The following is a 15,243-nucleotide window of genomic DNA, read 5'->3' as shown; positions in this document are numbered from 1 at the left end:
GTCTATTTTTGTAGTTTGTATATCTGTGCTTTATCATTATTAAAAGTAACCAATAGGTAATTAGTTGTACCTAGAGATACGATGGAAAGATGTCGTACAGATTTCTGTGAGAGATCTAACCCTAAAAGATGACCCAATGTAACACTTCCATCACTTTTAAGCAATGCCCCAGAGAAAGAATCTAGTCTTCCGTGAAAAGGCTTTACGCCAAAGTAATTTCCGCCGGCTAGTACCTCTTCTTGGCCATCTCCATCAAAATCGTAGGCTGTAAAAGCCATGATGGGCGCTGTTTGTAAGCTTTCGCCGAAAGGCATAAAAACAAAACGATCTCCTTCATTTTTAAGATACCCAGATTTCAAGGTATGTACGCTCAATACGGTGCTCTTGGAGAGGGCTTTCTTGCCAAAAATGTCTTCTACCGTTTGTCCACTAAAATCTTTATAACTCGTGTATTTTTTAAATAGATACGTCATCTGACTTCCTAACTCATTCAATCCCATTAGCGGATAATAATCTCCATTCTTTTGAGTAGCTACAATGGTTTCCGATTGGCCATTCGCATCAAAATCATCCAAGTAGGCTAGCATAGGCGCATTAGGCGTCGCTTTAAATTTGCTGTTTTCACCCCAATTGCCAAGGATATAATCCAGATCACCATCATCATCGATATCATAGGGTTGTATGGCTTGCCAAAGTCCGTTGAGATCATCGTTGGTTACAGTGACTTTTTTAAGTTTTCCATTGATAGTGGCATAAAACTGAGGGGCCATCCATTCCCCCACAAGAATAAGGTCTTTCACGCCGTCTGCATTAAAATCACTCCAAACAGCATCGGTAATCATGCCAATATTATCAAAAGACGTCGCGGTGTCTATGGTAAAATTCCCGTTGTCATTGCGTAAAAGAACGGATTCTGAAGGACGTCCAAAGTCATTGGTCACGGCTTGATTGCCTACAAAAACATCCAAATCTCCATCCGTATCATAGTCATGCACGGCAAGTACAGACGCATTTTGAAAGCTTTCTGGAAGTTGCTGTTGCACAAATGTAGTGTCTTTTGCGGTAAAATACAGATCTTTGAGTGGGAGTGCCTCGTTATCAAAATCGGCGCCGCCTGTGCCTATAAAAAGATCGGCACGACCATCTTGATTAAAATCTTGTAGGGTGGCAACCACATCTTCTGTGATTGTTTTTTTGGTGATGTCTAGATAAGGAGCTTCTGTAAATCCAGCGCTATCGGCTAGATAAATTTTAGATGGCATATACTTAGAGCTCCCAAAATAAATATCGTCTTTTTGATCACCATTAATGTCTCCAATAGCCACCGCAGGCCCACGATCTGAGACCTGATACGGAATCAATTTCTGACGGTTAAAATCAATGTAACGGTCTTCTGTATGTGTAAAATCAATCCCAAGATTGTCATCTACCTTTTCAAACAGCTTTTTGCGAACAGGTTGTAACGTGTCGTAGTTAAAAGGGGTATTGCCTTTCGGCGAAATCACAAGCGTTTGGTTTACCGCAACATTGGTAAGCGTTTGTGACGTCCGATCAGGCCAAATCACTTTCAGTGAATCAATCGTAGGGGTGTTGCCAAATCCAAAATGAAGGATCGGCTCTGAAGATGCCTGAAACCCACGTACCGTATACAGTTCTTTGTATTGTAAGTGTCCATTACTATACGCAAATACTTTGGTGCCTATACCTAGTTTATTAGCGTCTTTATAGTCAAATTGAATCTTTAGATAGTTGGCAGTTGCATCGGTGGTATTTTGATAGACCTGCGGGGTCGTATTGATATTGTTTGTCACAATATCCAAATCGCCATCATTATCCAAATCGGCGAGGGCTGTAGCGCCAGAAACGAGCGTATCTTTTGTAATCCACGTACCAGAAAGATCTTCAAAAGCAAGCTGTCCTTTTCCTTTAAAAATGTAATTATGCGCATTGCCTTTCGGCATCAGCTCCAATGCTTTTTGGTCGATCAGTTTGGTGTTGTTTATGGTATTTTGAATCTGATCACTCGAGATAAACCGGATGTAATCGAGGTCATTGGGACGCTTTGGAATCCCGTTAGAGATAAATAAATCTTGCGAACTATCCTGGTCAAAATCGGCAAAGAGGGCACTCCAACTCCAGTCCGTTGCGGCGATACCACTCAACAGGGCAGTTTCTTGATAATCATATCCTTTTTGGTTGACATACAGCATATTTCGTGTAAACTGGTAGTGGTATCCAAAACGGTCAATACGTAATTTTTGGGTTTGGATATTATCATCTCCTTCAGAGGATTTCAACACCTTTTCATCTTCGGGAAGCATGTCTAACGAAATCATATCAGGCCAACCGTCGCTATTAATATCAGCAACATCACTTCCCATAGAAAAGCGTGAGGTGTGTCCAAAGTAGTCTTTTAAGCTTTCGCGAAAGCTGCCTTCTCCTGTATTCAAATAGTAATAATCGTCTTCGTGAAAATCATTGCCGATGTAAATATCGGGCCAGCCATCTTGGTTAAAATCGGCAACAGCAATTCCTAATCCGTAGCTATTGATGCCCCCTAGAATACCTGCTTCTTCGCTGACATCGGTAAATGTACCTCCTTCATTTCGCATGAGCCGGTCTCCGGTTTCATAATTTCGCTTAAAGCGTAAGGAAGACTTCCCATAGGATTCTTGAGTGTGTACGGCATGATTGAGGATATAGATATCCAAATCACCATCCAAATCATAATCTAAAAATGCCGCATTAGAGCTGTAGGTATCGAGATCGAGTCCGTAGGCAGCAGCACTTTCTGTAAACGTAGCATTGCCATTATTGATGTATAATTCGTTGTGGCCATCAAAACCATTAATTCCCACCACCGCACAGACGTAAATATCTAGGAGTCCGTCACCATTCACGTCCCCCATGACCGCACCTGTATTCCATGTACTATTCCCGCCAACCCCTGCGGTATCACTAATATCTTCAAAAGTAAGATTCCCTTTGTTGAGGTAGAGTTTGTTTTTTACCTGATTTCCAGAAATGAAAATATCCGAAAGCGTATCGCCATTAATGTCGCCGATGGCAAGTCCGCCACCATTGTAAAAATAGAGGTAGTCTATGATGTTAAAATCATCACTTTCAGTCAGCGTATTTTCAAAAGTAAGCCCCGTCTCTTCTGCCGATGGGTTTTTAAATAAGGTATCTTTCTCTGAACAACCCAAAAGGAGAAAGAGCACACCAAGAAATACGATAGGTCTATTTACCGGCATGATACACTTTGGGTTTTTCATTATTGATCGCCGCAATCAAGAAGGTATTTCCGTTACGGTCTTTAAAGGTCGAGAGGTGTTTGATCTCTTCACGTACTTCAAAACCGCTGGTGTTATAGTCTTGCCAGGTAAATCCTAATTTCCCATCTCCTAGTAATACATTTCCGCTGCTGGCATCTAATTGGGAGTATTGAGGTTTGAATTCAAAATTATTACCGCCCATCACAAGGTCAATATTTCCGTCGTTGTTGATGTCGGTACATGCGATCCCACATACACAGGATAATTGTACACGTGTAGGAAGTTCTTGTATTTTAAAAACCCCGTTTCCTTCATTAATCGCAATCACAGAAGCCGATGTTTGGACCTGCTTTACTATAGAAATGTCAATCACCTCTTTTGGAAATAATTCATCAATCGATCGTTTTGCATAGTCGGAGGCTTTGATATTTTGCTTTTTAAGCGATACCAATTGTCCTGTTAATTCTTTCTTTTGATGCAATGGATAGTCTTTTCCGTCTTTGTGGAAGGTGGTGATTTGTTCTATGGTTCCGTTACTATCAAAATCATTGATATACATTTTCATCGGCGCACCTTCTTCGGGTTTGTAATGAATATTGGTGCCTTCGTTTCCTAGGACAAGATCAATATCTCCATCATTGTCAAGATCGGAAGCTTCTACGGTATTCCACCACCCATGCAGGTCATCAAGGCTATTTTTCATAGCAGTGAGGCGTCTGCCATTATTTTTATAGATTTTGGTAGTGCCCCATTCTGAAGTCACTACTAGATCTTTTTTACCATCTTGGTCCATGTCTGCCCAAACTGCATCGGTAACCATACCTGCATCTTTAAGCGGGTAGGCAATGCGTTCTGTGGCATTGGTAAATTCGCCGTTTCCTCTGTTTTCAAGGAATAGCTGTTCTGGATCAATTCCGTACACGGCAATCACACTTCGAGAGCCGACAAATACGTCCATATCGCCATCTTGGTCAAAATCATAGGGAGCTACTACTGACATGTTTTGGTAGGCGGAAGGTATGGTTTGTGTTGCTTTCGCGAAAGCGCCCTTGCCATCATTCAAATACAACCGAAGGCTATAGTCTTCTTTGACCGTCGCTTCATTACCACCAGAGCCGACCATCAGATCTAAGTCTCCATCACCATCGGCATCAAAAAATGCCGCTGCGGAGTCTTCATATTTAGCATCAGCTTTAAAAGCTTTTGTATTGGGAGCCTGCGATAAAATACCATTTCCTTTGTGGAAGTATAGGGTGCCCGCTTGTCCTTTGGCACCACCGATGTAGATATCTTCATTACCATCGCCATTTACATCTCCAATCGCTAGTGATGGTCCCTCTTGTGAGATCTTTTTAGCGATCAATCCTTCGTAATCAAAATCGCTATACTCATTTTCTTTGTGAGCCGTGAGGTTATTATTTTCGACTTCGTTGAAGAGTGTTTTTATTTTTTTTGGTGCAGGAGCTTTATATGTAGCTGTTGCATCAGTAATTTGTAATGAAAGCGTTTGATTAACTGTTACGTTTTCAAAAAGCTGTGTTTTATCATTAGACCAAATGACACGCAACGAATCTATTTTTTGAGATGCTCCCAAACCAATCGTCATCGGGTGTTCCATAGAAGACTGGAATCCTCTCGAAGGAATAAGTTCTTGAATATACGTTTGCCCTGAGTGATACAAACGTACCGTCGTGCCTACTGCAAACGGGTTTTTCTCAGCGCCTTTAAATTTTAATTTGATATAGTTGTGATCCGTTTCTTTTTCTGCATTATTTCTGAAAATAAAGGAGCCCATATTCACATTATTCACAACAAGATCTAGATCTCCGTCATTATCTAAATCTCCATAAGCAGCACCATTGGACATGCTTAAGATTTCGAGTCCCCAATCTTTGGCTTTGTTTTGAAAGGTAATATCGCCTTGATTTTGGTAGGCATAATTAGAGAGAGGTTTGACAGGCATTTTGTTAATAATCGTGTCTAATACTCTCGTTTCTCCAGTGGCTTTACTTTGAATAATTTCATTGGCAAAGAAATCAACAAAATCTAAATCCGTAAGGTCATGGTTGATTCCATTAGTGACATAAATATCACGGAAGCCATCATTATCCATGTCAAATACGAGTCCTGACCAACTCCAATCGGTGGCTTCTACACCACTGTGGTATGCGACTTCAGAGAAGGTGCCATTTCCGTTATTGATTTGTAGAGTGTTTTGGATAAACTGCTGATAGAAATCGTTGCGTTGTTTTCTTTTGTAGACATTGTAGCCATCAAATTCCATCACAGATTTCACCCGTTCTTCCCCATCAGGAAGCATATCTGTGATAAAAATATCTTGAAGACCGTCATTATTAATATCTGAAATATCAACCCCCATCGCCGAAAGTGATAGGTGAGAGGTCCATTTTTTTATTTCTTCGGTAAAGGTTCCATCTTGATTGTTAATGTATAAGTAATCACGTTCAAAAAAGTCATTGGAGATGTAAATATCTGGATACAAATCCTGATTGATATCTGTCACCATTACGCCGAGTCCAAAGCCAATCAGAGAGCCATAAATACCTGCCTCGTCACTGACATCAGTAAAAACACCATTGTCATTGCGCATTAATAAATCACCGACGCCTCTAAAATCACTATCTACATTTTCCCAATCTTGTGCGCGCTTATCTCGTTGTCCTTTATTTCCTAAGCTGCTTACGGGTACATTGCTATTATTCAAAATATATACATCGAGGTCGCCGTCCTTATCATAATCAAAGAAAGAAGCATGGGTCGAAAATCCAGAGGTGGCAAGATTGTATTCCTTTGCTTTTTCTGTAAAGGTTAAGTCTCCATTATTGATGTATAAATTGTTGTCGTGATTATCGGCTTCAAAATTCCCTGCATTACTTACATAGATGTCTAATAAACCATCAGCATTGACATCTGCCATGGTGACGCCTGTAGACCAGGGTTTATTTCCTTCAATCCCTGCTTTTTCAGAAATGTCTTCAAAAGTAAAGTCACCTTTATTCAGATAGAGTTTGTTTTTTTCCATGTTGGCGGTTAGGAAAATATCAGCCAATCCATCATTATTAATATCACCTATCGCCACGCCACCACCATTGTAGAAATTGCGGTACTTGAAAATATTAAAATCTTTTTGATTTTCTATGGAATTGACAAAGTCAATACCTGTCTCTTCCTTAGAAAGGAGGGTAAATAGGGTGTTTTCTTTTGCTGTTGTCTCTTCCTTGGACTCTTCGGTGGTCGAAGTACACGCTGTAATACATAGAGCGAGGATAGCTCCGAGAATGGTTTGGTATGTGAATTTAATTTGCATATACGATTACTTCTCTTTTTTTAAGAATAGTGGCGTGTTGTTATTACGACCTACTACATAAAAAATTTGATCTTTTATTTTAATTTTTCGGATACTTCGGGAAGCCCCGTTAATATCATAATTCTGATTTGAAAGTGCTGTAAAACCTCCTTTTGTATCGTTTTTCAAAAATACGCCATGTGACCCATCTAGCCTACCTAATTGGGTACTTATTTCATAGGTATTCCCTACCAAAATGACATCTAAAAACCCATCTTCATCCACATCTTCCACCAACATATCCTGAACTGTTGATACTTGTGCTAAAAAGGGCAGTTCATGCGCTTCAAAGATGTTGTTTCCTTTGTTTTCAAAATAGGTCGAGGCAAAGAGATAGGCTTGTTTCTTATCTGATGATTGGAGTTTCTTTTTGCCAAGGAGTTCTTCTAATTCCGCTTTCGCGAAAGCGTTATAGGATAGAAACCTTTTATTAATCAAAGGGATCTGTTTGACGAGTTCATCTTTCGTCGCAATGGTGGTTTCTGTGCCTTGGTAATAATAGGTAACGATAGGATCGATTTGATTATTGTCGTCAAAATCGTTACGATATAAAGTGACGGGTTCTTCAAGTGTGGGTTGCAATCGAGTGTTGAGCCCCCAGTTCCCTGCGATAATGTCTAGGTCGCCATCGTTATCAAAATCGGCTACTTTTAGGGTGTTCCACCATCCGTGGGTGTTCTGTAAGCCTTTGTTTTTTTGTAGCCTAAGGGAAATGCCATCGTTTATAAAAATAGAGATAGGCATCCAGTGTCCTACGACAATCGCATCAGGATAGCCGTCTTGATTTAGGTCCTGCCAGCTGATATCATAGACATTTCCGATCTGCTGAAAGTCTTTTGCATAACTTGCTGTGATGTCTTCAAAATGCCCTTTTCCGTCATTTTTGAATAGGTATTGTGTGGGTGTTAGCCCAAATTGATGCGGAACGACATTGGCAGTAATACACAGATCTAAATCTCCATCCTTGTCTAGATCTACCGCAGTTACTTTTGAGGCATTGATAAAAAGGTCTTTAAACTGCTCTTGGTCTCTTTGGAGGGAGTCTTGTGAGGTGATGTATAATCTAGGGGTTAGTGGTTTTCCTCTTTTGAATTCGTTGCCGCCACTTACAATGAGTAAATCATTTTGTTGATCGCCATTGGCATCAAAAATAAGGGCATGCGTATCTTCATTGATTTTTGTGTCTTTGGCATCTGGTAAGGAGCGTTCCTGAAAACCACCTGCTTCGTCTTGCAACCAAATTTGAGAGGGTTGTCCTTTGGCTCCTAAGGTGACAATGTCTTCCTTTTGGTCGTTATTCAAATCACCTGTGGTGATATAGGGTCCTAAATTGGTTGTTGCATACGGAATAAGCGGTGATCGACTGAACTCTATAGACGTAGCGTCTTTATGCACAAAATTAATGGGAGTAGGCGCGACTGATAGTAGCGAAGTAGCTGTGTTTTTTTTAAAGTCATAGGGGGCCTCTGAAGCATTTTGATAGTCTAACACTAGTTGTTGATCTGCTTTTATGTTTTTAAGGATTTGATACTTTCCATCTGGCCAAATCACACGTAAAGAATCTACTTGCTGATACGTGCCTATTCCTGCTAATACACTTGCAGGACTTGCTGATAAGTATCCTTGCGTAGTATAATTTTGGAAAAACTGTTGTTGTTCTTTGGTGTATACAGCAACCTTGGCACCAATCCCTTGTGTGTTTTGATCACTTCCTTTAAAGTCGATTTTTAAATAATGCGTTGCAGAGGAGTCTTTACGGGTTGTATTCTCTAAAATAAATGCGTTTTGATTTACATTATTAACGACAAGGTCTAGATCTCCATCATTGTCAAGATCTGCATAGCTAGCGCCATTACTAAAAGAGGTTTGTGGTACCTGCCATTGGTCACTTACGTCTTTAAATTGAGCGTTTCCTGTGTTTTTAAAAAAGTAATTGATTGTTTTTTTCTCAGGGAGTTCATCAATAAAAAGAAGTTCTTCTGAGCTCATTCCTTTTCCGAGTTTTTTCTGAATTTTTTCGTTAGAAATAAAATTCACAAAATCCATGTCATTGGTAGCGCCTTGGATCCCATTGGTGATATAGATGTCTTTGTATCCGTCATTATCAAAATCTGCAACGAGGGGAGACCAAGACCACTCAGTAGCAGAGATACCACTTAAGAAGGCTGTTTCTGTATAGGTGTCATTTCCTAGATTAAGATGTAATGTATTTTGCATGAACTGGGGTTCATACCCATTACGAAGTTGGTTTTGAAAGATGGGGTAGTTGTATTCGGCTCCAGAGACTTTTAAGGTGTGTAAATCCTCTGGTAACATGTCAAGGGACATAATATCTGGAAGCCCATCATTATTGATGTCTGAAATCGCATTTCCCATAGAAAAATGCGAACTATGACCTAAGGTAGATTCCGTAGAATTTACTTCAATAAATGTTTTGTTTTTTTGATTGATGTAGAGGTAATCGTTTTCAAAGAAATCATTGCCTATGTAGATATCTGGGTAGCCATCATCATTCACATCTGCAACAGAGATACCAAGTCCGTATCCTATTCTGCTCTGAAAAATTCTGGAAGTATCTGTAGCATCTACAAATTGTCCATTTTGGTTTTCTAATAGTTTATCTCCGTAAAGGGTGTCTTTTTGTTTTCGTAAGGCTCCTTTGCCGTAATTGCTGTTAGGGTATAAGGAGTGATTCAACATAAAAACATCAAGATCTCCATCAAGATCGTAATCAAAAAAGGTAGCTTGTGAGGCTAACCCTTCCAATGCTAGTCCGTAGTCTTTGGCTTGTTCTTTAAATTGAGGGATTCCAGAGGAGTCGTTTCCTTGATTAACATATAAAAGATTTGATCCCTTTAGATCAAGATGACCGCTTACTTTGGAGATGTAGATGTCAATACGTCCATCATTATTAATGTCTACTGTGGTAACACCTGTAGTCCATCCTTGATCATTAGTAATTCCTGAACTAGCGGTGCTGTTCTCAAATTGCAACTTTCCTTTATTGATGTATAATTGATCTGCTTGTTGATTTGAGGTGAAATAAATATCATTTAGTCCGTCATTATTAAAATCGGCGATGGCAGTTCCTGCTCCATTATAGAAATAGAGGTAGTTTAAAATATTGAGTTCAGTTTGGTTTTGGATATTGTTGGAAAAGGAAATACCCGTATGTGTAGCTTCAACAAATGTTAGTTGATGCTTTATTTCTTCTTTACAAGATATAAAGAATAGGGAGCTAACGACTATGACAAATAAGAGTTTCAATGTGTGTTTAAAATGCAAGTTTACTAAAAGAAAAAGAATAATAAAAGTTGCTAAAACTTAGGATAAATTTTGGAGGTAAAAAATTAATTTTAGTTAATAGATGATATAAAACCTTTCTACTGGATACTCAGTGATTATATTTTCTATTTCCTAAGTCATTTTGAGATAATAGATTTCAATGAAATGTTTTAGTAATTTGTATATATCCCGCTGGAAAAGCAGGATTAGCCTGCCTGCCGGCATAGGTAGGTTCAACTAGCTGTTTTAAATCCGTCCTTCGGACTTTTCAAAATAGCGTTTCACTAATAAAAAAGAGGGTTGAAAAACAACCCTCTTTTTAAGCTTAATTCAAAGTTTAGGTTTAATAACCTGGATTCTGTGTTAAATTAGGATTTAAGATCACCTGACTTGCTGGTATTGGGAACAAGTTTAGGTTAGCATCTCCTACAGCTCCAGGGCTCTTAAGCTCCCAGTTTCTTGTGTATTGTCCGAAACGAATCATATCATTTCTTCTCCATAATTCTGCATATAATTCACGTCCTCTTTCATCTAAGATATCTTGTTCAGTTACTGTTCCTAATGGAGCAGCACCTCTAAGAACACGTAAAGCATTTACGTCTGCAGTAGCATCTCCACCACTACGAAGTCTAGCTTCTGCTCTCATTAGATATGCATCTGAGAATCTGAATACGATTTCGTGTTCAGTAAATCCTCCATAACGAGGGTTGTATTTCTGAAGACGGATTCCAGTAACTTCATTGTTGTTGATAAGGTTAGAGTTACCATCACCATCTACAAAATCTCTTGTGAAAAATAATGGGTTTCCTGGACGATCTTGTAGTGGAGTTCCATCGATTTCATATTGTTGTCCAATTAAGAAACCAAATCCAATATTAGATCCAGCTTCAAAACCTGGGAAGTTCCCTGATTCTGTCGTTCCTGGCGCTCCTGTAAATGGAACTCCTTCAGTTGGTACAAATCCACGACGCTCTTCTTGACCACTTCCAGGTTCGTTGATATTCGCATCACCTTCAAATAAGTCATAATATTCAGCTAATGTTGAGAATCCATTCCAACCACCTCCAGCAATTTCTGGGGCCATGTTGTAGTGTAATCCATTCCAAATTCTGTTTCCTACAGCAGTAGGTAAGAACCAGATGGTCTCATTGTCTAAGTCGTTTCTGAAAATATCAAAGTACCCATCTACTAAACCATATCCTTCTGCTTCGATATCATTAACTAAAGAAATTACTTGGTTCATATCTGCACTATCAGGTGATGTACCAAGGTAAATGTGCTTGTTTAATAATACTTTTGCAAGCAATAAACGAGCCGCTGCTTTAGAACCTCTTGCATGTGCAGAAGTGTTATCTCCGATGCCAGATCCAGGCGCTAACGCAGGTAGATTAGCAATAGCTACATTAAGGTCAGCTACGATTTGATCAACCGCTGCTTGTCCACTTAATACTTCAGGGTCTACTAATAAAGACGCTTCAGGATCACGTACAGGAATTTGACCAAAGTTATCTAATATCACAAACATTCCATAGGCTCTTAAGAAAGAAGCATCTCCCAATTGTTCATTAGTTAAGGTTGTTAATGGCGATAATAACTGTGCTCCCGCAAAGTGAGTACCATTCCATTGGTTCCATACATTTGTGATGAACGTATGATCATTTCTCCAATCATGCTGGTGTAATTGTCTCCAGATTCCATTATCTCCCCAGTCAGATCCACGTGTCGGGATCAACGCTGCATCAGTCGTTACTTCACTCAAGGCGAATAAATTTGCTTGATCTCCTACTTGACCATTAAGACTGTTATAAACCCCGTCTATGAATGTAGCAGGATCAACAACACCGTTAAAAGCTTCTGTGTTAATAGACTCTGTTTGTTCTACCTCTAGATCCGTACAGGATACGGCAAAGGTCAAAGCCAGTGCCCCTAAAAGGAGTTTGGATGACTTCATGTTAATTTTTGTGTGTTTCATAGTTTTCATTTTTTAATTAAAATCTTGCATTAACACCTAAAGTTACTGTACGAGCTCTTGGGAAAGCTGAGTAATCAATTCCAGCGGTTGGAATCGCTTCAGCATTAATATTTCCAGTGTTAATACCTACTTCTGGATCTAAACCACTGTAGTCAGTGATTAAGAATAAGTTTTGTCCAGTAATAGATAGGCGTAGAGAATCAAATAATCCTTCACCACTCATTGGCCAGTTATATCCTAGAGATGCAGATTGTAAACGAACAAAGTCTCCAGATTCTAAGAATCTTGTAGATACTGCTGTTGTTGCTGCCGCATCTTCACCGCTTGTAATAGCAGCTTGTGTAACGTTTTTAGCAATTCCGATCCCTCCTGCAGTAAAGAATGCATTTGCAGTGGCGTTGTATACAGAGAATCCAAACTGTCCAGCAAAATACGCAGAAAGATCAAATCTCTTGTAAGAAGCATTTAATGATAAACCAGCGTTAAAATCTGGAAGTGCATCTTCTCCTACGAAGAATTTATCAGCATCTGGATCACCAATACCGTTTCCATCTACATCTCTATAGGTAGGGAATCCATTAGCATCAAATCCTGTAAATTCTGCCATAAAGAAAGAAAATAATGGTTGACCCGCTTGTAGACGTTGTGCAAACGCTCCTGTTAGTCCGTTACCATTAATAGCACCCGTATCAATTACTTGATTCGTGTCCTGTACTTCATTAAAGTTATACGAGATGTTGAATGAAGTAGAGAAGCTAAAATCATCTGTGTTCACCCAATCATAATTTACTAAAAGTTCAGCACCTTGGTTTAATACGGTACCATCTTCAAGATTTTGGAAGATTGCTGTAATTCCTTGTACTCCAGGAGCAGCAATTGTTCTGTTTAATAATAAGTCATTGGTTTCTCTACGGTACAAGTTAAAACTACCGTTGAAACGATCATTATTAAATCCGAAATCAACTCCAAAGTTAAGATCAAATGTTTGCTCCCATTTTAATTCTTCATTGTTATTTCCAACAAAAACGGTACCTGGGTTGTTGATAGATCCATTATCACTAATACCTAATCCTCCAAAACGAGTTCTTCTTAAAAACTGTGCGTATCCTAACCCTTGTTGGTTACCGACAAGTCCTGCACCTACACGAAGTTTTAATGTAGATACATTGTCTCCAACAAAATCTTCTTCACTTAATTGCCAAGCAAATGCTCCTGAAGGGAAATATCCATATTGGTTAGAAGGTCCAAACGTTGAAGAACCATCCGCTCTTACAGTAGCTGTAAATAAGTATTTATTATCATATGTGTAATTACCTCTTACAAAAAACGATTGAAGTTCATCTGTGTTATCAAACGTATCACCGAAGAAAGAACGTATATTTCTTGTAAATCCATTTGGTAATGCTTCAGTCGCTGTATCATTCTCAGCAAATAAAAGTCTATTGATGAAAGCTCCACCATTTGCATCATATGCAAATTGTTGGAAATCCCCTTGTATGGTATTGGCAACAGCAAAATATTGGTTCTTTAATAGGCTAGCCATCTGATCAAGGCTATTGGTATTGAATCCCCAACCTCCTGCATTGATTCCGTCTCTTGCAAATTCTTGGTAAGAAAAACCTCCTAATATGTCTAATTTAGACTTTCCAAATTCTTTCTTATAATTTAAGGTAGCTTCTAAAAGTGAGTTCTCTTGATCAAAAGTGCTAAATGATCCCTGACCATTATCAGACACTCTGTTAATTCCTCTAACTAAAGGAGCGAAAACCGTTGTTGTTTCTGATTGAAAGTTATCATAACCTACTGTTACTTTAGCACTAAAATCTTCTGTGATTTTATAATCTGCAGATAAGTTTGCTAAGAATCTTTCTGAGTTAGATCTACCTTGATAGTATTCTAATAAGTTAGCAGGGTTTAATAAGTTTCCAGTAAAATCAAGATCTACGTCATTTGGAAAAGTAGGATTTGTTGTAATCGCAGCTCCTATTAAATCTCCTGTTGAACCTGCTGTACCACTTATTGGGGCAAAATCGTCATTTACTCTAGAGAAAGACCCTTGGAATGCTAAAGTTAATTTATCATCAAAAAATTTATGCTGTGCATTCAAACGACCCGTAAGACGTTCTTGACCAGCACTCTCTACTACACCTAATTGGTTGCTATATGCAAGAGAAGTTCTTACATTACCTCCTGTGTAGCTTTTAGAGTAACTTAAATCTGTTCTTCTAGAATAAGCCGTTCTGAAGATCACATCTTGAAAATCTGTAGAACTTCCCTGATTAATTTCAGATACATTACCTCCAAAGTCTGGTAACGCAGTTAAAAATTCATCTCTGTTCAATAGATCGTATCTGTCTGCTGTTGTTGAAACACTTACAGAGGAATTTAGTTCCCATGTACCTTTTGAGTTTCCTCTACCTCCTTTTGTTTGGATGATGATAACCCCGTTTGCACCACGAGAACCATATATAGCGGTTGCTGATGCATCTTTTAATACGTTGATACTTTCAATATCGTTAGGGTTTAAGAAACTGAGTGGGTTACGAGCAGCACCTCCTCCAAAAGCAATATCTCCGGCTGCTGGTGCTGTGTCTGTAGTTAATGGTACACCATCAATTACAAATAATGGATTGTTTCCAGAACGGATAGAGTTTGTACCTCTAATATTTACAGCAATTCCTGCTCCAGGCTCTCCAGATGATTCTGAAATCTGAACCCCAGCTGTCTTACCTTGAATTAATTGTTCTGGAGAAGCAATAACCCCTTGGTTAAAGTCTTCTGCCTTTACAACAGAAACAGATCCTGTTGCGTCTTTAATCGTAGTCGTACCATAACCAATTACAACTACTTCGTCTAAAGCGTTGTCTGTAGCTAACGCTACATTTATTGTAGTTCTTCCTCCAACAGCAACTTCTTGTGTAGTATATCCAACATAACTAAATACGAGGATAGCATCACTTGCTACATTATTGAGAGTGTAGTTACCATCAAAGTCGGTGGTAGCACCATTTTGTGTACCTTTTACAATTACGTTTGCACCCGGTAGAGGACCACTCTCCTCAGTCACTGTTCCAGAGACTGTCTGGGCAGTTGAAATTCCCGCAAAGAGAACCGCGACAAACAGCAGCATACTTTTAAGTAATACTTTCTTCATAAGATTCTTGTTTAAAATTAGTTTGCTTAGTTTTTAAAATTTAGTGTTTTATTCACTTTATAAGCGCCTAATTTATGTAAAATTTACGTTAACACAATAAGAATATAGCGTTAAAGTTACGAAAACGTTTTCGTGTTTAAAAGGCTTTCTGACTAGTTTTATGGTAAATTATGTGTGTTTTTTTTGATAA

General features: G+C 38.9%; 5 protein-coding genes. All 5 read right to left on the bottom strand.

Translation table 11 applies throughout. The features are described from left to right. Positions 1–2: 2 nt before the first annotated feature. Entirely contained in the window at positions 3–3,254 is a 3,252-nt protein-coding gene (locus tag ACFO3O_RS09035) for a VCBS repeat-containing protein (RefSeq protein ID WP_379978274.1), read from the bottom strand. Next, positions 3,241–6,603 carry a VCBS repeat-containing protein gene (locus tag ACFO3O_RS09030; RefSeq protein ID WP_379978273.1) on the bottom strand — a complete coding sequence of 1,121 codons (3,363 nt, stop codon included), beginning with the start codon at positions 6,601–6,603 and terminating at the stop codon, positions 3,241–3,243. The genes ACFO3O_RS09035 and ACFO3O_RS09030 overlap by 14 nt, the downstream gene beginning before the upstream one ends. A gap of 6 nt (positions 6,604–6,609) precedes the next feature. Beyond that, positions 6,610–9,909: a VCBS repeat-containing protein gene (locus ACFO3O_RS09025; RefSeq protein WP_379978272.1), complete on the bottom strand. Its 3,300-nt coding sequence runs from the start codon at positions 9,907–9,909 to the stop codon at positions 6,610–6,612. Between the two features lie 361 nt (positions 9,910–10,270). Beyond that, the gene (locus tag ACFO3O_RS09020; protein ID WP_379978271.1) at positions 10,271–11,899 is read right to left on the bottom strand and encodes a RagB/SusD family nutrient uptake outer membrane protein; all 1,629 of its coding nucleotides are present in this window, start codon (positions 11,897–11,899) and stop codon (positions 10,271–10,273) included. Positions 11,900–11,915: 16 nt separating this feature from the next. Next, positions 11,916–15,053 carry a SusC/RagA family TonB-linked outer membrane protein gene (locus tag ACFO3O_RS09015; RefSeq protein ID WP_379978270.1) on the bottom strand — a complete coding sequence of 1,046 codons (3,138 nt, stop codon included), beginning with the start codon at positions 15,051–15,053 and terminating at the stop codon, positions 11,916–11,918. Positions 15,054–15,243 lie beyond the last annotated feature (190 nt).

This window comes from Dokdonia ponticola, from assembly GCF_042653865.1.
GTDB lineage: Bacteria > Bacteroidota > Bacteroidia > Flavobacteriales > Flavobacteriaceae > Dokdonia > Dokdonia ponticola.
Note: the sequence above shows the minus strand (reverse complement) of the source record. Positions and strands in the feature narration are given on the sequence as shown.